The 22386-nt window shown below is 55.4% G+C and carries 24 protein-coding genes; 13 read left to right on the top strand and 11 right to left on the bottom strand.

Annotated elements, in window-relative coordinates:
- The first annotated feature begins 11 nt into the window (after positions 1-11).
- The 6 genes from hutC to ACJJIN_RS18720 all read left to right on the top strand — a co-directional run bounded on the left by hutC (position 12) and on the right by ACJJIN_RS18720 (position 5932).
- Positions 12-722, top strand: a complete 711-nt coding sequence (gene hutC, locus ACJJIN_RS18745) for a histidine utilization transcriptional repressor HutC (RefSeq protein ID WP_108734924.1) — start codon at positions 12-14, stop codon at positions 720-722.
- An 89-nt stretch (positions 723-811) separates the two neighbouring features.
- Complete coding sequence (hutU, locus tag ACJJIN_RS18740) at positions 812-2488, top strand: urocanate hydratase (RefSeq protein WP_444895743.1); 1677 nt, start codon at positions 812-814, stop codon at positions 2486-2488.
- Positions 2489-2623: 135 nt separating this feature from the next.
- Entirely contained in the window at positions 2624-4306 is a 1683-nt protein-coding gene (hutH, locus tag ACJJIN_RS18735) for a histidine ammonia-lyase (protein ID WP_444895742.1), read from the top strand.
- Positions 4307-4586: 280 nt separating this feature from the next.
- Positions 4587-4919 carry a hypothetical protein gene (locus ACJJIN_RS18730; RefSeq protein ID WP_282930781.1) on the top strand — a complete coding sequence of 111 codons (333 nt, stop codon included), beginning with the start codon at positions 4587-4589 and terminating at the stop codon, positions 4917-4919.
- Positions 4920-5014: 95 nt separating this feature from the next.
- On the top strand, positions 5015-5515 hold the full coding sequence (locus ACJJIN_RS18725; RefSeq protein ID WP_444895741.1) for a hypothetical protein: 501 nt from the start codon (positions 5015-5017) through the stop codon (positions 5513-5515).
- Between the two features lie 240 nt (positions 5516-5755).
- Positions 5756-5932, top strand: coding sequence for a hypothetical protein (locus tag ACJJIN_RS18720; protein ID WP_413663747.1), 177 nt, complete (start codon positions 5756-5758; stop codon positions 5930-5932).
- 40 nt (positions 5933-5972) lie between these two features.
- Here the strand turns inward: ACJJIN_RS18720 and pyk are convergent, their stop codons facing one another.
- On the bottom strand, positions 5973-7409 hold the full coding sequence (gene pyk, locus ACJJIN_RS18715; RefSeq protein ID WP_444895740.1) for a pyruvate kinase: 1437 nt from the start codon (positions 7407-7409) through the stop codon (positions 5973-5975).
- A 177-nt stretch (positions 7410-7586) separates the two neighbouring features.
- On the opposite strand from pyk, the gene ACJJIN_RS18710 reads away from it, so the two are divergent.
- Both ACJJIN_RS18710 and ACJJIN_RS18705 read left to right on the top strand, forming a co-directional pair.
- The gene (locus ACJJIN_RS18710; protein ID WP_413663749.1) at positions 7587-8060 is read left to right on the top strand and encodes an META domain-containing protein; all 474 of its coding nucleotides are present in this window, start codon (positions 7587-7589) and stop codon (positions 8058-8060) included.
- 64 nt (positions 8061-8124) lie between these two features.
- On the top strand, positions 8125-8685 hold the full coding sequence (locus tag ACJJIN_RS18705) for an META domain-containing protein (protein WP_282930776.1): 561 nt from the start codon (positions 8125-8127) through the stop codon (positions 8683-8685).
- A 90-nt stretch (positions 8686-8775) separates the two neighbouring features.
- Here ACJJIN_RS18705 and smrA read toward each other — a convergent pair whose 3' ends face one another.
- The 6 genes from smrA to ACJJIN_RS18675 all read right to left on the bottom strand — a co-directional run bounded on the left by smrA (position 8776) and on the right by ACJJIN_RS18675 (position 12183).
- Positions 8776-9363 (bottom strand): DNA endonuclease SmrA, encoded by a 588-nt coding sequence (gene smrA / locus ACJJIN_RS18700; protein ID WP_444892318.1) that lies wholly within the window; start codon positions 9361-9363, stop codon positions 8776-8778.
- 18 nt (positions 9364-9381) lie between these two features.
- On the bottom strand, positions 9382-10245 hold the full coding sequence (locus ACJJIN_RS18695; protein WP_282930774.1) for an SDR family oxidoreductase: 864 nt from the start codon (positions 10243-10245) through the stop codon (positions 9382-9384).
- Complete coding sequence (locus tag ACJJIN_RS18690) at positions 10238-10690, bottom strand: acyl-CoA thioesterase (RefSeq protein WP_444895739.1); 453 nt, start codon at positions 10688-10690, stop codon at positions 10238-10240. The genes ACJJIN_RS18695 and ACJJIN_RS18690 overlap by 8 nt, the downstream gene beginning before the upstream one ends.
- A 133-nt stretch (positions 10691-10823) precedes the next feature.
- Positions 10824-11315: a protein-export chaperone SecB gene (secB, locus tag ACJJIN_RS18685; protein ID WP_282930772.1), complete on the bottom strand. Its 492-nt coding sequence runs from the start codon at positions 11313-11315 to the stop codon at positions 10824-10826.
- Between the two features lie 160 nt (positions 11316-11475).
- Positions 11476-11736 (bottom strand): glutaredoxin 3, encoded by a 261-nt coding sequence (gene grxC / locus ACJJIN_RS18680; protein WP_282930771.1) that lies wholly within the window; start codon positions 11734-11736, stop codon positions 11476-11478.
- Positions 11737-11766: 30 nt separating this feature from the next.
- Positions 11767-12183 carry a rhodanese-like domain-containing protein gene (locus ACJJIN_RS18675; protein ID WP_282930770.1) on the bottom strand — a complete coding sequence of 139 codons (417 nt, stop codon included), beginning with the start codon at positions 12181-12183 and terminating at the stop codon, positions 11767-11769.
- Positions 12184-12399: 216 nt separating this feature from the next.
- On the opposite strand from ACJJIN_RS18675, the gene gpmI reads away from it, so the two are divergent.
- From gpmI to ACJJIN_RS18660, 3 genes are all read left to right on the top strand, one after another.
- Positions 12400-13947 (top strand): 2,3-bisphosphoglycerate-independent phosphoglycerate mutase, encoded by a 1548-nt coding sequence (gene gpmI / locus ACJJIN_RS18670; RefSeq protein ID WP_444895738.1) that lies wholly within the window; start codon positions 12400-12402, stop codon positions 13945-13947.
- Complete coding sequence (locus tag ACJJIN_RS18665; RefSeq protein WP_444895737.1) at positions 13947-15074, top strand: murein hydrolase activator EnvC family protein; 1128 nt, start codon at positions 13947-13949, stop codon at positions 15072-15074. Before gpmI ends, ACJJIN_RS18665 begins: the two co-directional genes overlap by 1 nt.
- 372 nt (positions 15075-15446) lie before the next feature.
- Positions 15447-16805, top strand: coding sequence for a S41 family peptidase (locus tag ACJJIN_RS18660; RefSeq protein WP_413663753.1), 1359 nt, complete (start codon positions 15447-15449; stop codon positions 16803-16805).
- Between the two features lie 47 nt (positions 16806-16852).
- Here the strand turns inward: ACJJIN_RS18660 and hisF are convergent, their stop codons facing one another.
- From hisF to hisB, 4 genes are read right to left on the bottom strand one after another with little or no spacing between them, the layout of a single operon-like run.
- Positions 16853-17614, bottom strand: a complete 762-nt coding sequence (hisF, locus tag ACJJIN_RS18655; protein ID WP_282930766.1) for an imidazole glycerol phosphate synthase subunit HisF — start codon at positions 17612-17614, stop codon at positions 16853-16855.
- Entirely contained in the window at positions 17614-18345 is a 732-nt protein-coding gene (gene hisA, locus ACJJIN_RS18650) for a 1-(5-phosphoribosyl)-5-[(5-phosphoribosylamino)methylideneamino]imidazole-4-carboxamide isomerase (protein WP_413663754.1), read from the bottom strand. Before hisA ends, hisF begins: the two co-directional genes overlap by 1 nt.
- 48 nt (positions 18346-18393) lie before the next feature.
- The gene (gene hisH, locus ACJJIN_RS18645) at positions 18394-19047 is read right to left on the bottom strand and encodes an imidazole glycerol phosphate synthase subunit HisH (protein WP_444895736.1); all 654 of its coding nucleotides are present in this window, start codon (positions 19045-19047) and stop codon (positions 18394-18396) included.
- A complete protein-coding gene (hisB, locus tag ACJJIN_RS18640; protein WP_282930763.1) occupies positions 19047-19634 on the bottom strand; it encodes an imidazoleglycerol-phosphate dehydratase HisB in 588 nt (195 codons plus the stop codon). The genes hisH and hisB overlap by 1 nt, the downstream gene beginning before the upstream one ends.
- Positions 19635-19750: 116 nt before the next feature.
- Here hisB and ACJJIN_RS18635 point away from each other — a divergent pair, with 116 nt between their 5' ends.
- Together ACJJIN_RS18635 and ACJJIN_RS18630 are read left to right on the top strand one after the other, a co-directional pair.
- Positions 19751-20050 carry a hypothetical protein gene (locus tag ACJJIN_RS18635; protein WP_444895735.1) on the top strand — a complete coding sequence of 100 codons (300 nt, stop codon included), beginning with the start codon at positions 19751-19753 and terminating at the stop codon, positions 20048-20050.
- Between the two features lie 82 nt (positions 20051-20132).
- Complete coding sequence (locus ACJJIN_RS18630) at positions 20133-22235, top strand: TonB-dependent receptor (RefSeq protein ID WP_444895734.1); 2103 nt, start codon at positions 20133-20135, stop codon at positions 22233-22235.
- Positions 22236-22386 lie beyond the last annotated feature (151 nt).

Below are 22386 nucleotides of genomic sequence, written 5' to 3'. Positions count from 1 at the left end.
TACCTGAGTCTATGAATACTGCAAGTGAACCCCGATACGCGGCCATCAAGCGCCATATCCGCCAACAAATTGAGTCCGGCGAGTGGCCAGTTCATTCCCAGGTGCCCTCGGAGAACCAACTGGCACAGCAATTCAGTGTGAGCCGGATGACCGCAAGACGGGCACTCACCGAGCTAACCGATGAGCGCGTTCTGATGCGCTCCCAGGGGCTGGGTACTTTTGTCGCCGAGCCGGTGCCCGCCAGCTCACTGTTGGAAGTGCGCAATATCGCCGACGAGATCTCGGCCCGGGGGCACAGTTACAGCAACCGCATTCTGTTAGCTCAGCCCTGTGTCGCCAGCGCCGATGTAGCCCTGGCATTGGAAGTGCCCGAACAGGCAAAAGTGTTTCACTCCATTATTGTGCACTGTGACAACGGCTTGCCGGTGCAGTGGGAAGAGCGGTTTACCAATCCAGCCTTGGCTCCAGATTACCTGGACCAGGACTTCGCCCACACCACCCCCAACGCCTATCTTTCCAAAGTCGCACCGCTGACCGAGGCCGATACAACCGTCGAGGCCATAGCTGCGGAAGCCGCTATCGCCCACGCTCTGGAAATTGCCCCCGGAGATGCGTGCCTCCAGGTTTGGCGGCGCACTAAATGCAGTGCCGGCACCGTGAGCTTCGCGCGCCTGGTTCACCCAGGCAATCGATACCGCCTCGGTGCACAACTGAGATTCTAGTTATTGATTTATCCCGCGCGCCCTGGGAAAAGAAACAATCAAATCCGGGACGTGTGAATTTTTTTACGAGAAAAATTGACGAGGAAGCTATGTCTACCGACAAACGCCACGATCCCAGCCGCAAAATCCGCGCGCCTCGCGGCAGTGAGCTCAATGCCAAAAGCTGGCTCACCGAAGCTCCCCTGCGCATGTTGATGAACAACCTGGACGCCGAGGTAGCTGAACGCCCGGAGGACCTGGTGGTGTACGGTGGTATCGGCCGCGCCGCGCGGGATTGGGAGTGCTACGACAAGATTGTCGAAGTGCTGAAGCGCCTGGAAGACGACGAAACCCTGCTGGTGCAGTCCGGCAAGCCTGTCGGAGTCTTTAAAACCCACGCCGATGCACCCCGGGTATTAATTGCCAACTCCAACTTGGTACCCCACTGGGCCAACTGGGAACACTTTAACGAGCTGGATAAAAAAGGCCTGGCCATGTACGGCCAGATGACTGCCGGCTCTTGGATTTATATCGGCTCCCAAGGCATCGTCCAGGGCACCTATGAAACCTTTGCCGCCGTCGCACGCAAACACTTTAATGGCGAAGCGAAAGGCAAATGGATTCTTACCGGTGGCCTCGGCGGCATGGGTGGCGCTCAGCCACTGGCGGCGACCATGGCCGGTTTCAGCATGATCGCAGTAGAGTGCGACGAAACCCGTATCGATTTCCGTCTGCGCACTGGCTATGTAGACAAAAAAGCCAACAGCCTCGACGAAGCCCTGCAAATGATTGAAGCCGCAATGGAAAAAGGCGAAGCCATTTCCGTTGGCCTACTGGGCAACGCAGCAGATATTTTCCCGGAAATTGTAAAACGCAATATTCTGCCAGATTCGGTTACCGACCAGACTTCCGCTCACGATCCTTTAAATGGCTACCTGCCCCAGGGCTGGACCATGGAATACGCAGCGGAGATGCGCAAGAAAGATGAAGCCGCAGTAGTAAAGGCAGCCAAACAGTCTATGGCGGTTCAGGTTGAAGCCATGCTGGAGCTGCAAAAGCGCGGAGCCGCAACCCTCGACTACGGCAACAATATTCGTCAGATGGCTCTCGAGGAAGGTGTGGAAAATGCCTTCGATTTCCCCGGTTTTGTACCCGCTTATATTCGCCCTCTGTTCTGCGAAGGTGTCGGTCCTTTCCGCTGGGCGGCCCTGTCCGGCAACCCGGAAGATATCTACAAGACCGATGCCAAGGTTAAGGAACTGATTCCCGACAATCCGCAGCTGCACAACTGGCTCGATATGGCCCGCGAGCGGATTCACTTCCAGGGACTGCCCGCACGTATCTGCTGGGTGGGCCTGAAAGATCGCGCGCGTCTGGCACTGGCATTTAACGAAATGGTAGCCAACGGTGAATTGGAAGCACCGGTAGTGATCGGCCGCGACCACCTCGACAGCGGCTCTGTAGCCAGCCCCAACCGCGAAACTGAAGCCATGATAGATGGTTCCGACGCTGTCTCCGACTGGCCGCTGATGAATGCTCTGCTGAACACTGCCTCCGGCGCTACCTGGGTATCCCTGCATCACGGTGGTGGCGTAGGCATGGGCTTCTCCCAGCACTCTGGTGTGGTCATTGTCTGTGACGGCACCGAAGCTGCGCGCAAACGTATCGAACGGGTTCTCTGGAATGATCCCGCCACCGGCGTAATGCGCCACGCCGATGCCGGTTACGAGATCGCAAAAAAATGTGCAAAAGATCAGGGCTTGGACCTGCCCATGCTGAACGACTGATTTTTTACCGCAATAAAAATACCGCCGGCGGAAATCTTTTACAGCCCGAATAATTTTTATCGGGCTGCGCCGCCGGCGCCTAACAGGGTGTTGAAAAAGCCAACAAGCGACTTTTTCAAGCCATCTTTACGGCACATGTCCACAAAGATGGGCACTCAAATCAAGCAATTGCAGTGCTTGATTTTGCGGCAGGCGCTTTCGCACCGCCCGCGCAGGCTGTTTTTCAACAGCCTGCTAAGCAGTAAATATTTTTTGGTGAATGAATTTATGTATCAATTGGAAATCGATCCCGGTCAATTGAGCCTTGCGCAACTGCGCCGCGTAGCCCGCGAGTCGGTGCAGCTGTCCCTGGCGAAAAGCGCCTACCCCGCTATTGAAGCCTCTGCCCACACTGTTGCCCAGGTTATTACCGAGGGGCGCACAGTTTACGGAATTAATACCGGTTTTGGTTTATTGGCCAACACCCGCATTGAAAAGCACGACCTGGAAAACCTGCAGCGCGCTATTGTACTGAGCCATGCCGCCGGTACCGGCAACTTTATGAGTGAAGCCACCGTGCGTCTGCTGATGGTGTTGAAAATCAACTCGCTCGCGCGCGGCTTCTCCGGCGTGCGCCCGCAGGTTATCGAAGCTTTAATGCAACTGGTCAATGCCGGTGTATATCCCGCTATCCCTGAGAAAGGCTCTGTCGGCGCTTCTGGCGATTTGGCGCCCCTGGCTCATATGAGCGTGGTACTTCTCGGTGAAGGAGAAGTATTTATCAAGGGCGAGCGCAAGAGTGCTCACGAAGGCCTCAAAGCCGCGGGGCTTGAGCCCATTACCCTGGCCCCCAAAGAAGGCCTCGCCCTGCTAAACGGCACCCAGGCTTCTACCGCCTTTGCCCTGCTCGGCCTGTTCGCCAGTGAAGACCTGTTCGCCGGCGCCCTGGTAACCGGTGCTATTACCCTGGAAGCCGCCAAGGGCTCACGCCGCCCCTTCGATGATCGTATTCACAACGCCCGCGGCCAACAGGCTCAGCGCGACGTAGCGGCAATTTATCGGGACCTGCTCGGTGAAACCAGCCAGATCGGTGATTCCCACCAGTTCTGTGAAAAAGTGCAGGACCCTTACTCACTGCGCTGTCAGCCCCAGGTAATGGGTGCCTGTCTGCAGCAGATGCGCTTCGCTGCCGAAGTATTGCTGGCCGAGGCGAATGGTGTTTCCGATAACCCGCTGGTATTTACCGACGAGGAAAATCCGGATAACTCCGACATTATTTCGGGCGGTAACTTCCACGCAGAGCCTGTGGCTATGGTCGCCGACAACCTGGCGCTGGCATTGGCAGAAATCGGCTCCCTATCCGAGCGTCGCATGGCCCTGTTGATAGACAGCAACCTATCCGGCCTGCCTCCCTTCCTGGTGGAAAATGGCGGGGTGAACTCCGGCTTTATGATCGCCCAGGTCACCTCAGCGGCGCTTGCCAGTGAGAACAAATCCATGGCGCACCCAGCCTGCGTGGACTCACTGCCCACCTCCGCCAACCAGGAAGACCATGTATCCATGGCCACCTTTGCCGGCCGTCGCCTGCGGGATATGGCCGACAATACCTGTGGCATCCTGGCGGTGGAGCTACTCGCTGCCTGCCAGGGACTGGACTTCCGCGCGCCGTTAAAATCCACGGAAAAACTGGAGGCCGCCAAGGCAAAACTGCGCGCCCGAGTACCTTTCTATGACAAGGACCGCTACTTTGCCCCGGATATTGAAGAGGCGAAGCAATTGCTGAGCAGCGGCGCCTACTTAGAGTCAATAAACCCCAATCTCCTGCCCAGCAGTCACTAAGTTAAAGAGCCTTCACGGCTTGATTTGCGCATTGCGAGAGAACCATTTTTCTCACAATGCGTGAATTTTTAGTGGTTTCACCCGCCTGCCGACCTTACCTTTTTTGACTCCGAACAAGTGGGTCTATCAAATCGAAACTGAAGAGTTTCCATCAACCAATACAGACCTGCCTCGGTATTCAGCTTTGCTAGAACATTTACTCTGCCTCGTGATGATTCACGCGCCAAAAATGCTAGGCTGAATGTAGAAGTGTTACCCGCCAATAGGTGTGGAGGTCTTGATGAAACCGCTGCCCACTAGATTGCTGCGAGGCTCAGGTTGTGCGCTCGCCATCGCAGCAGGACTGGCTCTATCGGCCTGTAATGGAACATCCGGCTATCCCTGCGGAGGCAACGATTGTTCCGCCAGTTATTACGGATACAGCCCTTATTACAACAAGACGTATTACAACCTGCGTGGCCGCTATGCCCACTGCCACCCGGATGGCACCTGTCACAATATGCAGCACTGCAACTTCTACTGGGACGGCAACTTTTATCGCCTGAGACCGCCTGCGGTTGTAAATACCCAGTATCAAATTGTCGATCCACCGCCGCGCGCAAGACCTTACTAAGTCTGAGATTCTGTGCTCGCCTAGTTGGCGCGCCTAGGGGCTTGGCCCCTGCCGGGCCTCTCCGGGGGGAAATTCCACTTACCGGAGAAAGCACTATGAATAGAGCTGTTAAAACGGTGATTCTCACCGCCACGGTGTGCACAGCCCTAGCCCTGGGTGCCTGTGCCACCGATGGTTACTACACCACCTACACCAGTTACGGTGGCCCTAGTGGAGGGCAAGTCGCTTACACCTCCTCCTACGCTTATCCCTATGCCACGCCCAACTATTACGCTTCGAGTAATGTCTATTTAACTTCCTACAGGACACCGGTTTACCAAACCGTTGGTTTCACCCCGGTGAATACTTACTATTACCGCGGTGGCTACGCCAGTTACCGATCCGCATCATTCCGCGGCCACCCTCGCTACCGGGCTCGCTACTACTATCGCGGAATGCCCTACTACAACCGTTTCTATTACCCTCGGTCGCCCCACGCCCGCTACCGGGCCCATCACCGAGGCTATAGAAGTTATCACCGCGCCGGTTATCGTGGCTACCGGGGCCATAGAGGCCACTATCGCGTTCGCGGTGGACACCATCGCGGTAGACGCTAACTCCAAGCTTTATTAGGTAACTAACCCCGCTGTAGCAAACCATCAAAGGACGCAGCGGGGTTAGTTAATCGCCAACCTCAATACAACCGTCCGTTTAATTAGCCTTCTCCCTCCAATATCACTGTCGCCACTTTTAACAAATTGGCGCGTTATACATCTCAATGACGGCTATTACCTCTACCCTGAATAAACAAGTTATTCGGGAATGCGTCACTCACACCACTCAAAGAGGTAACTGCGGTGCAGAAAATACTACTTATTCTGCTTGCCGTGGCCCTGGCGACAGGAGTTGCCGGTTGTTCGACAACCGCGCCCCAGGGAAGCCCAAAGTCATTAACCCTTGACGGTCAGAAGTTTCGCTGTGTTGAGCAGGAATTGGAGACCAAGGTACTAGTTAGATGTGTTCGTGCGGGGTAAGTTATTTGCACTGTGAAAATTTTTAATTTAATCGTTTGTATCAGGGCACGCGGACAATACGCAGGGTATCGGTGTGACCACCAATATCCTGTTGATAGCCCCGGGATATCAACACGAAGTCCCCTGAAATTAGCAGTTCCTGATCCAATAAATAAGAAATTGCTTTTTGATCTCGCAGCGGGCCGTCCATGTTGGATACATCCATTAATACGGGGTCAACGCCGCTGTAGAGGGCTACACGATTGCAGCACTTTTGGTGCCGACAAAAAGCGTAAATAGGAATTAATGCACATACTCTCGACATCAATAACGCAGTATTTCCAGTTTCGGTCTGGCAAATAATGGCTTTAATTTCTCGGCAATGATTCGCGATGATCATGGCGGCCATGGCGATACACGCATCACCCGCAGGGTAATCGCCGCGAAGGCTTTCCGGCGTGGAATAAATTTTACGGTGTTTTTCTGCCCCAAGAATCACTTCAGCCATATGCTTAACGGTTTCAATAGGATATTCACCTGCCGCTGTCTCAGCAGATAACATTACCGCATCAGTGCCATCCAGTACTGCATTGGCCACATCGCAGACTTCTGCTCGAGTAGGTACCGGGCTCGAAATCATCGACTCCATCATTTGTGTCGCAGTAATAACTACCCGATTGAGATAGCGGGCATAGCTGATTAAATGTTTTTGTACTCCCATTAATTCTGCATCACCAATCTCCACGGCGAGATCACCGCGCGCTACCATAATGGCATCACTGGCCAAGATAAGCTTCTCGAGTCGAGCATCATTGGATACCGCTTCAGCCCTTTCAATTTTGGCAATAATATGTGCTGTGCCACCCGCCTCTCTGAGTAACTTTCTCGCTTTGTGAATATCGCGAGCATCGCGAGGGAAAGAAACGGCTAAATAATCTACCTGTAACTCGGCGGCAACTTTGATATCCCGATGGTCTTTTTCTGTCAGTGCCGGCGCAGTAAGGCCACCTCCCTGCTTATTTATTCCCTTTCTATCAGATAACCAGCCACCATTTTCAACTTCAGTTTTTAACGACAGACCAATAATTTTTTTTATGCGCAAACTCAATCGGCCGTCATCCAGTAACAGGCAGTCTCCCTCATTACAGTCTTCTGCGAGTGCTTCATAATCAACCCAGACACCTTCAGGACTGCCACTTTCTTTATCCCAATCCGGGTCCAAAATAAATTCTTCACCTTTGCGCAGATATATACGCCCATCAGTGAATTTTCCGACACGAATTTTTGGCCCCTGCAAATCTCCCAGCAGGGCAATATGTCTGCACTGACGCTCGGCTTCATCACGGACAAATTTTGCACGGCGCCTGTGATCATCAATTTTTCCATGAGAGAAGTTCAGGCGAACCATATCCACACCGGCCTTGATTAATTGCCGAAGTGTTTCTTCTTTATCGGTAGCTGGACCCAGGGTGGCAACAATTTTGGTGCGCCTGATCATATCGACGACCGTCCTTTAATCGATGGCCAAATACTATTTTTTTACATCAGTGCAAGCATAGCTTGTCACTGCTGTCGTCTCGTCACGGCAGCCAACAACTAAGCTTTTGTGAAAGCCGAAAAGTGGCTGGCTTGGGTGTGGGCTGGAGAAGGGTTTGTGTTTGGGAGTTATTCGTCGATGAGTAGGTTGGTACAAATATGGCTTCTGGGAGCCCTATTAGTTGTCGGCGGATGTCTAACAAACCGAATAGAAGAAGCCCAAGTTGTTCAATCCTCAGGCAGTATGGGAGCAGTCTGTGGTAAGAAGTGGCAGCTGGTACGCCTGCGCGTCAATGGTGGGGTGGTCGACATCCAGAGGCCTGCGGACTTTACCTTTGTGTGCAATCTCCAAGGCAATGTCATGGGGAGGAGTGGCATAAACACCTATCGGGGAGAGGTGCAGGTAACCGACAATGGGCAGTTACTTTGGGATACCTCCAGCTTTGTCTCTACCAAGATGGGCGGCCCCGAACCCTTGCTGCGGCAAGAGCATGCCTACCTCGGTGCCCTTGCCGCCACTCGCCAGGCATTTACCAAATCGCGCGGGAATCGTTTGATACTTCGTGACCCCTCCGGTGATATCTATATAGAATACGTAAAGGCCGGACCTTGAACGCCGCCACAGAAGACCTGTAAATTTTTAGGTTAAATGTCGCAAAATCAATGAGAACGACATCATGCCACGTCGTGCTTTTTACTTACTACTGAGTATTATCGTATGCAACCTGGTGCTTGCAGGCTGCAGCACCCCCAATCCCCCTATTCCCCAACTCCAACGATCGGCTTGGTCTGCCTGCGAGCACGAGTGGGTGCTATCGAGCTTGTATTACTCCGGGCGCACTTATGACTCAACCCTGAGCTGGAGCAGGTTTTGGCGGGATAGACCCTTTTTCAAATGCGATCAATTTGGTTATGTTAGGGGCAACAGTGGCACCAATCCGTACCTGGGGCGATTTTCTCTCACTAGCAGCGGTGCTTTCACCTGGGAGCGGATTCCCGCTATTGCGCGCATGGGGGGAGCACACCCCAGCGATGAACTGGAGATCGATTACCTCAATGCCCTGAGAAAGTCTGATTTGATTGTTATCGTGGGTAACAAGATGATGATCAGCAATACCGATGGCAGTGCCTATATTGAGTTTGAACAAGTAGACCGCAGCTACCGCCAGGCCCAACCCTATAAAAAAGGCGACCCATTGGGTCGCCAGAATGACAATCAAGAAGAATCAAAAAGATGAGCTTTAGGAGTCTAAAAAAGCACTCTTGAGGGGAAAGCCTCAGCGGCGCATCTTAATTTGCATAAGTGACAGAAAAGTTACAAAAGAACCTTAACGGCGTTTTTGATGTATCTCCAGATTCTCCTGCCGCTTGCGTTCACTCTTTCTCAGCAGCAGATAAGTCGCTCCCAAGCCCCCGTGTTGGGGTTGGGCACTGTGAAAAGCCAGTACTTCATGCAGCTGCGGCAACCAGTGATTGATACAGCTTTTCAATAACGCCGGCTGCTTACGCCCCTCACCCTTACCGTGGGTAATCAGGGCACAGCGCACATCCGCTTCAACACAATCACGGATAAATTCCATCACGGCCCTGCGCGCCATCTCCACAGAGTGGCGATGTAAATCCAGGCGCGCATCTATGCTGTATTTGCCCAGGCGCAAATTGCGATAGACCCCGTTTTGCACACCATCGCGCTTGAATTCCAACGGATCCCATGGCTCTACCAGATCAATATATTCACCGGACAGGGGGTTCATTTCCCGCTCTGTCAGGCGCGTGGCAGCGGCGCGGCGCTCCCGCAACATAGACTCAGATTGCTTCGGCTCCTTGCGTAAATTGACGCGGCGCTCCTGCGCCAGCGGTTTAACGTCTCCCATTTCACCGAGAGCGTCTTTAAATAATTTGCTGTCGCTGCTCACAAATACCCCCTGCCAGCGTCAGTCGAGAAATAAATCCTTGGTTAAATTGTCTGCATTGGCTGGATTGTGGGCATAACCGGTGAAATCCTTCACACCGCGCTCTGCCAACAGCTCTTCATCGATTAGCTGGCGACCACTCAAGGCGACATCTTTAGTAGTCAGTATCTCGTAGGCCGCATCGGCCATAATCGAGGGCTTGCGGCTCTGCTCAAACATATCGCGACTACCCACCGCAAATTCAATCGCAGCGGTGGCCACCAGCGTGCGCGGCCACAAGGTGTTCACGCTGATCCCCGCCTCACGCAGCTCTTCCGCCAAACCCAGGCTGAGGATGGTCATACCAAACTTTGACAGGGCGTAAGGAGCAAAGGGCCCCAACCACTTGGGCTGGATATTCAGCGGTGGACACAGGCTGAGGATATGGGCGTTGTCAGCTTTTTTCAGGTAGGGAGTCGCCAAGTGGGCGGTGAGATATACCGCGCGACTGTTGATACTCTGCATCAGGTCGTAGCGCTTGGGTGGTGTCGACTCAACATTGGTCAGGTTGATCGCGCCCGCATTATTAATCACAGCGTCGATGCCGCCAAATTTTTCGGCAGCCTCCGACATAGCCTGCTCTACTCGCTGCTCATCGCGCACATCCACCTGCAGGGCCAGGGCATTGCCACCGGCTTTCTCCACTTCCTCCGCCACCGAGAAGATGGTTCCCGGAAGCTTGGGATGTGGCTCTGCCGACTTAGCGGCAATCACGATATTGGCACCATCCGCCGCGCATTTGAGGGCAATCGCCCGGCCGATGCCGCGACTGGCACCAGTGATAAAGATGGTCTTGTCCTTAAGCGCCCCTGAATTGTTGGTCAGGGATACAAACTCTTCACTCATTTTTTTCAGCCTCCGGGGCAGTCACTGCCGGACTGTAAATTTCCTTGAAGATCGCCGGCATACGTTTTGGCTTGCCAGTGGAAAGCTCAATGCACACCATCCGCCATTCGGCCCGCAATACCAATGCCTTATCGGCGGCGCGAAACACCTGAAAGCGGCGAGTCATATTCAGACGCCCGTCCACCTCAGTGAGCCAGGTGCCAAACAGCAATTCCTCCCCCTCTCTGGCCGCCAGTATATAGTCATACTCGCCATGACGAATTGCCATTCCCCGGTCAAGCTGCTGATAATTCGTGACATCCAGACCCAGGGCTGCGCTGTGCGCCCAGGCGGTAGCCTCACACCAGCGCACATATTCCGCATTGTTGGCATGACTCAGACCATCCACATGTTTGGCGCCAACCGTCACTGTGGTGATAAATGGGTTTGGCAGATCCCACTGCATAAGCGGCTCCAGGTTTGTGCTCCGGTTGCGGAGGGATAGTCAGTAAAATGGACGCTATCCCCGGGGAGATTACAGATATAAAAAAAGGCCCCGCTAAGGGACCTTTTTATCGTGCCAGCTGGGCTAAAGCGAATTAAGCGTTCGCTTGAGCGCCCTCTGCTTCTTTCTGTGCCTTATCGAGGGCAGCAGCGAACAGAGCGTCGAAGTTCACCGGCGGCAACATCAGTGCCGGGAAAGAACCTTTAACTACAGCGTTATCGATCACTTCGCGAGCGTAGGGGAACAGAATTTGCGGGCAGGCAGTATTCAGGGCCTGGGCCAGCTGTTGACCTTCCAGACCTTTGATACCGAACAGGCCAGCTTGTTTTACTTCCACCAGGAAAGCGGTGTCTTCTTCCAGCTTTACGGTGATAGTCAGGGTCAGAGCCACTTCGTACAGATCGTCTTCGATCTTCGCGGTCTTGGTGTTCAGCTCCTGATTAACCTGGGGCTTCCACTGCTTTTTGAAGACCTCGGCACCCATCGGGGTTTCGAAGGAGAGGTCTTTCAGGTAGATGCGTTGCATCGCAAATTGTACTTGTGGAGCCTCTGCGTTTGCCGCTGCGCCATTTAATTCTTCAGCCATGTTACAGCCTGTTCATTATAAAAAGTTTATTGATGCCTTCCGTGAGAAAGACTCCGGTAATAACTCAACAGTTGGGGCCTCGATAAAACGTTTCAAGGCCCAGACCGGATAAATAGCAAAAATTGGGGACCGCATGTTGGCGGCCGCGTCAGTTTTCCGCTTATCCCGCTGCTTTCAGCAATTTGTCGAGTCGGCCACCACGCTCCAACGCCATCAGGTCGTCGCAACCACCTACATGCTTATCGCCAATCCAAATCTGCGGCACCGAGCGGCGCCCCGCCTTGTCAGCCATTTCTGCGCGCAAGCCGGGATTATTGTCCACAGGGATTTCGCGATAAGCGACACCCTTGCTATCCAGTAGCTGCTTGGCGCGAATACAGTAGGGGCAGAAACGGGTGGTATAAATGACAACATTCTGCATGACAAAACTCCGTCAAACTTATACTTCAGGTTAACCTTTGCCTTTAACGACAGGCAGGTTCTGGTTAGCCCACTCGCTCATTCCGCCCTGCAGGCGACGCACTTGGAAACCTTTCTGTTTCAGCATGCGCCCCACCGGACCTGCGTGCTGCCCCATCTTGTCAGCGACAATAATGGTCTTGTCTTTAAACGGTTCCAGCTCGGCAATGCGCTCAGCCACATCCCCGTGGGGAATATGCAGGGAGTCGACAATATGACCGGCAGTAAACTCGCTGCGATCGCGAATATCCAGCACCTTGGCCCCGTCGCTATTGATCAGCTTGGTCACTTCATGAAGTGATGCCGGCTCGCCAGACTTGAATCGCTCAGTCAAAACAAATGCGTAAAGCAATGCCACAAGCAGGCCGACCAACAGCCACTGCTCAGCTAAAAAGTCGAGAAAATCCACTTCGCCCCCAAAATCCTCAAGTGGTAATCAATAGGGCGCTACGGCGCCCAATGCCGGCGGGAGTATACACGATCATGGCGAAATTCTAATCAACCAAATCCCTCCGCCCCAGCCTCTTTGTAATCCGGTTTAAGCTAAATAACATGGTGAAATACCAGCCCCACAGGTTAAAATCCGCGTCCGCAATTTAACCCTTGGAAGAGGAATACTGTCGCTATGGCCGCTACGCAAGCCCCGCAAAAACGCCCCCTGGTCCTGCTGATTCTGGACGGCTTCGGCCACAGCGACAATCCCGAGCACAATGCGATTCACGCAGCCAAGTCTCCGGTCTGGGACAATATCTGGGCGACCCGCCCAAAAACCCTGATCCAGACCTCCGGGATGGCGGTGGGCCTGCCCGATGGACAAATGGGCAACTCGGAAGTCGGCCATATGACACTGGGTGCCGGTCGAGTGGTCTACCAGAACTTTACCCGGATCAACAAAGCCATCCAGGACGGCGACTTCTTCCGCAATACCGCTTACACCACTGCGGTCGATAAGGCTATCGCCAACAACGGCGCCGTCCATATTATGGGACTCCTGTCCGAAGGCGGCGTACACAGCCACGAAGACCATATTGTCGCCATGATAACCCTGGCGGCACAGCGCGGCGCCCGCGCTATTTATGTACACGCATTTCTCGATGGCCGCGACACCCCACCGCGCAGTGCCGAACCCTCCCTGGCGCGCCTGATGCAGGTGTGTGACTCCGTCGGCAATGCCCATATGGCTACCCTGGCCGGGCGCTACTTCGCCATGGATCGCGACCAGCGCTGGGAGCGCACCGAGTCCGTTTACGACATGCTGACCCTGGGTACAGCAGAGCACAGTGCCAGTGATGCCCTGGCAGGGCTGGCCTCGGCCTATGAGCGCGGTGAAAACGATGAATTTGTCGCGCCAACGGTGATTGCCGAGCCCGCTCCGATCCAGGACGGCGATGCCCTTATCTTTATGAATTTCCGCCCGGATCGCGCGCGCCAGTTAACCCGCGCTTTTACCGAGCAGGACTTCAGCGGCTTCGAGCGCAAAGCCAAGCCGCAGCTGGCGGACTTTGTCATGACGACCGAATACGCTGCCGATATCCACGCCAGCTGTGCCTTCCCACCAGAAAACCTGGTCAACTCCCTCGGCGAGTACTTGTCTGCAGAGGGCAAAACCCAGCTGCGCATCGCCGAGACAGAAAAGTACGCCCACGTTACCTTCTTCTTCAGCGGCGGCCGCGAAGAGCCCTACAACGGCGAAACCCGCGAACTGATCAAGTCACCGGATGTGGCCACCTACGACCTGCAACCGGAAATGAATGCACCAATCGTCACTGACAAACTGGTAGCGGCGATTGAGAGCGGCGAGTACGACGCCATTATCTGCAACTACGCCAACGGCGATATGGTCGGCCATACCGGTGTTTTCGAGGCGGCAGTAAAAGCCGTCGAAGCCCTGGACCAGTGTGTAGAGCGCGTCGTAAACGCCGCTCTGGCTGCCGGCGGCGAAGTGCTGATAACTGCCGACCACGGCAATGTGGAAGAGATGTTCGACGCCAACTCCGGCCAAGTTAGCACCCAGCACTCCACTCTGCCGGTGCCTTTTGTTTATATCGGCGAGCGCAATGTGCAAATGTGTGACGGAGGTAGTCTGGCGGATGTAGCACCAACCATGTTAGCGTTGATGGATCTGCCACAACCGGCGGAAATGACCGGCCAAAGTTTGGTAAAAATGGACTGATGAAAACTCTCGTACTCTTCCTGATCGCCCTGATTTCCCTGCCCGCCTGGAGCCAGGCAGAGGGAGATGAGCAGGCGCGCCTGGCGCAAATCAAGCAACGCATTGAGTCCCTGCAACAGGAACTCAACCAGGTGCGGGGCCAGCGCGACCAATTGCTCAAGGATTTGGAAGAGAACGAGAAAGATATTTCTGGGCTGCACCAGCGCATAGACAAGATCAAACAGGATATGCGCAGCCGCTCGGACAAGCTGCGCGAACTCCAGCAGGAACAACAGCAACTGCAAGAGTCGCGACGAAGTATGCAGCGGCGGGTCGAGCAGGAGATCGCCGCCGCATACCGACTAGGCCGACAGGAGCAGATCAAGCTCCTGCTCAACCAGCAAGATCCACAGAACGTCGCCCGCCATCTCCGCTACCACGATTACTTCCTCCAAGAACGCAGCCGCATCATAGACACTTACCTGGAAACCCTCACCTCACTGGAAACCGTATCCGCCTCCATTGAGCGCGAGCGCGAAACCCTGAAAGCGGAGCGAGAGCAGCTGCAGAAACGCCAGAGCAAACTGCGCGTCGCACAGCAGAATCGCAAGGACACGCTGGATAAACTGGCGGCGCGGCTCTCCGATGGCAGCGGTGAACTCAAGCAGCTCCAAGGGGATCGCACACGCCTGCAAAAATTGATCGACGAAGTAGGTCGCGCCATCGCCTCACTGGTAAACCCCAGCGAGCAAAAGCCCTTTGCGCGCCAGCGGGGCAAGATGCAGTGGCCTGTTGATGGCCGCCGCGCCAATGCCTATGGACAGCGCCGCGCCAATGGCATCACTTGGAAAGGTGTCACCTTGCGCGCCAATGAAGGGGAACCGGTGCGGGCGATCCACCGCGGCCGCGTGGTTTTCTCCGATTACCTGCGCGGCCACGGCATGCTGGTTATCCTGGATCATGGAGAGGAGTACATGAGTCTCTACGCCCACAACCAGTCCCTCACCCGCAATATTGGCGAGTGGGTGGAAAGTGGTGACACCATCGCTCGGGTTGGCAATAGCGGTGGACTCAGCCATAGCGGTGTTTACTTCGAAATTCGCCACCGGGGTAAAGCGCAGGACCCTACGATTTGGTGCAGCTCCTGATCGGAGCTGGCACAGAGGGCATAATACGAGGCGTAAAATCCCGGGCATTTTCCACGCACCCGTTATAGAGCCCCCTCGCAAATCACAGCGATCGGGATTACACACCCGCCTAATGCTCCCCACTTCATCTCACGACTCCCGCCGCTGTGCTAATTAAATGAGAAAGCACCACGACGAAAAGCTGCGGAGTAGCGGCTTTTTTATCGCCAAAAGAGAATAAGAGCGGGAGCCAACCCAGGTGTAAGACCCCTGGGCTTATGACGACTAAGATCGTGACACTGTAGAATTTGGCGTCCGCTTAGAATCCCTGCCAATCTCTGCGGTCTACACTTTCGCAAAGCAGCGAAGAAATAAGGCAGAGGTCACAACAACATGTTTATCCCCAAGGCGCTGACAACCTTGATCGGCGCAGCCGCTCTGACAGCCCTGCCTTTAATGGGTTTGACCGACGGCGATAGCCATTCCCAGGTGGCTGCAGACACTGAAGCCCGCCTGCCGCTGGAAGATCTGCGCAGCTTTGCCAAAGTTTTCGAGCAAATTCGCCAGGGCTATATCGAGGAAGTGGACGACCGCACCCTGCTGGAATACGCCATCAAGGGCATGCTGCAAGGCCTAGACCCGCACTCCTCCTATCTTGATCGCCGATCCTTTGACGATTTACAAGCCAACACCACCGGTGAGTTTGCCGGCCTCGGGATCGAGGTGGGCATCGAAAACGACCATATCACCGTCGTCACCCCCATGGACGACACCCCCGCCTCCCGCGCTGGCCTCAAGGCCGGCGATGTCATACTGCGCCTGTCGGGCAAATCCATGAAGGGTGTGAGCCTGGATGAAGCGGTGGAGTGGATGCGCGGGCCCAAAGGAAGCAGTGTCACCCTGACCATCGCTCGCAAAGGTTTTAAAGAACCTTTCGATGTCACTCTCAAGCGGGACACCGTGCGCGTGCGCAGTGTGCGCAGCAAAGTCCTCGATGATGGCTACGGTTATCTGCGCATCAGCCAGTTCCAGCTGGACACCGGCGCCGATGTGGCCGACGAGCTGATCAAGTTGCAGAAGAAAGGCGCACTTAAAGGGCTGGTTATCGACCTGCGCAACAACCCCGGTGGCGTGCTGCAATCCTCGGTGGAAGTAGCGGATGCATTTTTGGAAGAGGGCCTTGTGGTCTACACCGAAGGTCGCAATGAAGCCGCCAACCTGAGCTATTCCGCCGAGCCGGGCGATTTAACCGAAGGCGCTCCGTTGGTTGTATTAATCAACGCGGGCTCCGCCTCTGCAGCGGAAATTGTCGCCGGCGCCCTACAGGATCACCGCCGCGCAGTGGTGATGGGCACCGACAGCTTCGGCAAGGGATCGGTACAAACGGTAATCCCTATCAATAATGAACGCGCTATCAAACTGACAACCGCGCTCTACTTCACTCCCAATGGCCGCTCAATCCAGGCCCAGGGCATCACACCAGATATCGTGGTAGAGCGGGTGAAAGTTACCCGCTTGGACGACTCTCCCAGACCCACTGAAGCGGATTTGGCCGGGCATCTGGACAACGGTAACGGTGGTGCCGACCGGACTTCTGAAGACCGCTCGAGAGAACAGGAAGAACGGGAAGACTGGATGGATCGCGACAATCAAATCTTCGAAGCCCTCAATGTACTCAAGGGCCTCAATCTCTACGCTCACAGGGACAGGGGTTTGCGCGAGCGCCTTGCCCGCGCAGACGAACAGCAGTAAGCAGAGTGCGGCGGGCCCAGGGCCCGCCGTGCAAGACCTACACCTTCCTACAAGCGCATTTCAATCCCCGCGCTATGCATAAATGCTTTCGCTTCGGCAATGGTGTATTCGCCAAAGTGAAAAATACTCGCAGCCAATACCGCATCCGCACCGCCGTGCAATACGCCATCCGCCAGGTGCTGTAGATCTCCCACACCACCAGAAGCAATGACTGGCACTTGAACCGCCTCAGTAACCGCCCGGGTCAGGGCCAGGTCAAAACCGTTCTTGGTGCCGTCGCGATCCATACTGGTCAGCAGAATTTCGCCGGCACCGTATTCGGCCATCTGCCGAGCCCAGGCCACTGCATCAATGCCAGTGGGCTGGCGCCCGCCATGAGTGAAGATCTCCCAGCGGCCCTCTCCCACCTGTTTGGCATCAATGGCCACCACAATACACTGGCTGCCAAAGCGCTCGGCGGCCTCGCGTACAAACTCGGGATTTTTCACCGCCGCTGAATTGATTGCAGTCTTGTCCGCACCGGCATTCAGCAGATTGCGGATATCTTGCAAGGTGCGCACACCGCCGCCGACAGTGAGGGGGATAAACACCTCGTGGGCCATTTTCTCCACGGTGTGCAGGATGGTATCGCGCTGCTCATGGGTGGCGGTGATATCGAGGAAAGTGACTTCATCCGCGCCCGCTTCGTTGTAGCGGCGGGCAATTTCTACCGGGTCGCCGGCATCGCGGATATCGACAAAGTTAACACCCTTCACCACGCGGCCGTTGTCCACATCCAGACAGGGAATAATACGTTTCGCCAGAGCCATTATTTGTTCCGTTGGTCGCAAAGCTGCTGCGCTTCGCGCAGGTTCAACTTGTCTTCGTAGATCGCCCGGCCGGTAATCGCACCGTAGATTTCACCGGCATCCAACAGCTGTTCAATGTCCTCAATGCTGCTGACACCGCCGGAGGCAATAATAGGCACCTGCACTGCGCGGGCCATTTCCAGGGTCGCCTCAATATTGACGCCTTGCATCATCCCGTCGCGGGCAATATCTGTATAAACAATAGAGCTGACGCCACAATCGGCAAAGCGCTTGGCCAGTTCTGTCGCCTTCAGCTCGGAGACCTCAGCCCAGCCCTCAGTAGCCACCAAGCCATCTTTGGCATCGAGCCCGACAATAATATGGCCCTCAAACTCGCGACACGCCTCTTCCACCAGCTTGGGATTTTTTACCGCCGCAGTGCCGATAATCCCCCACTGCACACCGGCATCCAGATAGCGCTCGATAGTGTGCAAATCGCGAATGCCTCCGCCAATTTGCACCGGTAAATCGGGAAACTGTTTGGCGATAGCAGTTACCGCTTCACCGTTCACCGGGTTGCCGGCGAAGGCGCCGTTCAAATCCACCAGGTGCAGTCGCTTGGCTCCCTCGTTCACCCAATGCTGAGCTGTAGCCAGGGGATCATCGGAAAATACAGTGGCGTCATCCATCTCGCCCTGGCGCAGGCGCACGCATTGGCCGTCTTTTAAATCTATCGCGGGAATTACAATCATGTCTTTTCTTACGTCGGCAGTAATTTCTGTGTGATCGGTGAGCTGGGCCTATTGGGCCCGGCCGTTCCAGTGGACAAAGTTCTTTAGCAGCTGCAAGCCAACCTCGGCACTCTTCTCCGGGTGGAACTGGGTGGCGAAGATATTCTCCCTGGCAACTGCGGCAGCCAGGGGAATGCCGTATTCGGCTTGCCCGGCAATATCCGGATTTTCAGCAGCCGGCACATAGTAGCTGTGGACAAAGTAGAAACGGCTGCCATCGGCAATATCGGCCCACAGGGGGTGCGGCTGACGCTGCTGAACACTGTTCCAGCCCATATGGGGCACCTTGAGCCGTTCAGCACTCTGCGCCGAGGGAATGTTGTCACCGAAGAACTTCACCGGCTCCGGAAAAATCCCCAGGCAATCAACGCCATTATTCTCCTCGCTGTGGTTCATCATGATCTGCATACCCACACAGATACCCAGCACCGGGGTACCCACACTGATGGCCTCACGAAGCAGCGGCGAAAAACCCGCCTCGACAAACCCCGCCATACAATCCCGAATGGCACCCACACCGGGCACCACCAGGCGCTCTGCGCCCTCGGCCTGCTCCGGCGTCTGTGCCAGCACCACCTCGGCCTCCGGCGCCACCTTGTTCAGGGCGCTGGCCACCGAGTGCAGGTTGCCCATACCGTAATCGAGTACCGCAATCTTACCCATCACAAGACTCCTTTGGTGGAGGGCATGGTGCCGGCCATACGGGGGTCCGGGGTCAACGCCATACGCAGGGCGCGGCCAAAGGCTTTAAATACAGTTTCCACCTGATGGTGAGCGTTGTGGCCACGCAGGCAGTCAATATGTACGGTTACCAGCGCGTGATTGACGAAGCCCTGGAAGAACTCAAAAAACAGTTCGGTATCAAAATTGCCGATCCGCTTCTGGGTGAAAGGCACATCCATAACCAGGCCGGGCCGCCCGGAGAAGTCGATTACGACCCGGGAAAGCGCCTCATCCAATGGGACATAGCTGTGGCCGTAACGGGTCATCCCCTTTTTATCTCCCAGCGCTTCGGTAATGGCTTTGCCCAGGGTAATGCCGATATCTTCCACCGTATGATGGTCATCGATATGAATATCGCCATCGCAGCTAATGTCCATGTCGATCATGCCGTGGCGGGCAATTTGATCGAGCATATGCTCCAGGAAAGGAACCCCAGTCGCGAACTTGCCATGACCTTGGCCGTCCAGGTTAACACTGACTTGAATCTTGGTTTCCAGGGTGTCACGGGTGACGCTAGCTGTACGCATCGAAAGCGATCCTTATTTGCACGATAAGACAGAGGGCGCAAATTATAGGATGAATGACACTCCCTGTGGTTCTCTAGTGTCAGATGAAACTTGATTCGTAATTGTTTAGCCCTATCATGCACCTCATGGTTACTCTAAAGCGCCGAAAATCCCAATACTGGGCCAGCCTGTTCCTGTTACTCGCCGTAGTAGCAGCTCAGCCGCTGTGGGCGGAGCACTTCCACCTGGGCGATACCCAGGTAGAGATGTGTGACCTGTGTTGCATGCATTCACCTGCAGCACTCGGCAGCGAGCCATTGCTCGTACAGGCTGAGCCCCAAAGTCACTATGAACGGCCCTCTGCGCCAACCGCGCGCGATTGCCAGCCAGAGCGCCAGAGTGCTCGCGCCCCTCCCTTCTTCTTGTCACTCAGCTAACACCCAAAAACCGATTTTTTTTAGTGAATGCCCGCGCTGGAGCGCGTATGGCATTGTCCGCCTGTGACAGGAATAAAAAACAATGACTAAGTTCAATACTTTGGCCCTGGCTATTGCCAGCTTGGCCGTGCCCGCTATTTGCGCCGCAGAAGACAGCAACAAACTGGAAGAAGTTAACGTCACCGTATCTCCCCTGGATAAGCCCGCCGATGCGGTAGCTGCTCCGGTATCGGTGCTCTCCGGCGAGACCCTGCGCAAAGCCGCTTCAGCCACCCTGGGCGAAACCCTGAAGAACCAGCCGGGAGTGGCCAACGCCTCCTTCGGCAGTGGCGTGGGCCTGCCGGTTATTCGCGGCCAGAGCGCCAACCGGGTGAAGATCCTGAACGACAACCTGGATGTCTCTGACGCCTCCAACACCAGCGCCGATCACGCCGCCAGTATCGAACCCCTGCTGGCCGAGCGCATCGAGATACTGCGCGGACCGGCGGCACTGCGCTATGGCAGCGGCGCTATCGGTGGGGTGGTAAATATTATCGACGGTCGCATCCCCACTGAGGTACCCGAGGAAGTTGAAGGTGCGGTTGAGATGCGCCACGACACCGCCAACAGCCAGGATGCCTCAGTATTCCGCTTTACCGGCGGTGCCGGACAGCTGGCCTGGTACTTCGACGGTGTCTACCGCGAAAATGACGACACGGAAATTCCCGGCCTCGCTATTGTCGAGCACGAGGAACACGAAGAACACGACGAGGACGAAGGCGAGCACGAGGAAGAATTCAACACCGACGGCTACGTCGGCAACACCAACGCCCGCGCCCACAGCTACAGCGGTGGAGTTTCCTGGATTACTGAAAGTGGCTATATCGGTCTGTCAGTAAACAAGCTGGAAAACAACTACGGCATTCCCCTCGGCACTCACGAGCACCACCACGATGATAAGGAGCACGACGAGGACGATCACGAGGAACACGAAGAGCATGAGGAGGAGAGCGAAGTCGAAGCTGTGCGTATCGATATGGCGCAGACTCGCTACGACCTCAAAGGCGAGCACCGCTTCAACAGCAACTATTGGGACAAATTGCGTTTGCGTATCGGCTATAACGACTACGAGCACGTAGAGTTGGAAGAGGACGCAGCCGGTACCCGCTATGCCAACGAAGCCTGGGAAGGTCGCTTGGAAATCACCCACGACAGCGGTAACGAGTGGCGTGGCGCCTACGGTCTGCAGTTATCCGATAAAGACTTTACCTCTGACAAAGGGGCATTTATCCAGCCCTCCCGCACCCGCAGCGCCGGCCTCTTCACTATGAAGGAACGCGAATGGGGCAACTGGCACCTAGACCTGGGCGCGCGTATTGAGCGTGTCGATGTCGATCCTGAGTACGAAGAAGACCGTGACTTCAACCTGTTCAGCACCAGCGCTACCCTGCAGTACTTCCTGCAAGAGCACCAGCATATCAGCGTCGGTGCTACCCGCTCCGAACGCGCCCCGGTAGCCGAAGAGCTGTTTGCCGACGGCGAGCACCTGGCCGAGGGCAGATACTTAATTGGCAACAGTGACCTGGACAAAGAGCGATCCATTAACCTGGAGTTGGGCTATCACCACCACAACGAAGCGGCCAGTGGCTGGCATGCAGCGCAGATTGAAGCCAGCGTCTTCTACAACCGCATCGGCGACTACATCTACGCGCAAAACACCAATGAGTTGTTTGAAGAAGAGCTGCCCATCTACGCCTATGGCAACCGCGATGCCACCTTCTACGGTGCTGAAGCCTCGGTGAAACTTCCCCTGCGCAGCAACTTCTACCTGACTCTGTTTGGCGATGTTGTGCGCGCGAGCTTCGACGAGGATATCGCCGGTGAGAGTTCCGATGTGCCGCGCATGCCTCCCCTGCGCCTGGGTCTCGCCCTGGGAGCAGAGTACGACCAGTGGGGTTGGGAATGGCGCACAGTCGAAGCTGCGGACCAGGATCGCGCCGGCGCCTACGAAGAGGAAACCGACGGCTATACCCGCATGGACCTGAGTGCCCACTACAACTTCAACATCGGCAGCAGCGACGCGGTGATCTTCGCCAGCGCCCGCAACCTGCTCGACGAAGAAATTCGCAACTCCACCTCACTACTGCGCGACTACGCTCCTGAAGCTGGTCGCAGCGTCGAAGCCGGTGTGCGGTTTATTTTCTAATAAACACCTGCTTCAATGGCCCCGCAGTGCTTTCCCAGCCTCGCGGGGCTGCATCTCCTACAATTCCGGCATAACCTATTTGTAGAAGTGCGCGGGAACATCGAGCCGCGCTGCGGCGTCATATGCGTGACACCACACGACAAATACACAG

The organism is Microbulbifer maximicatervae (SeqCode) (assembly GCF_052467505.1).
This window is presented reverse-complemented; position numbering and strand designations above follow the sequence as displayed.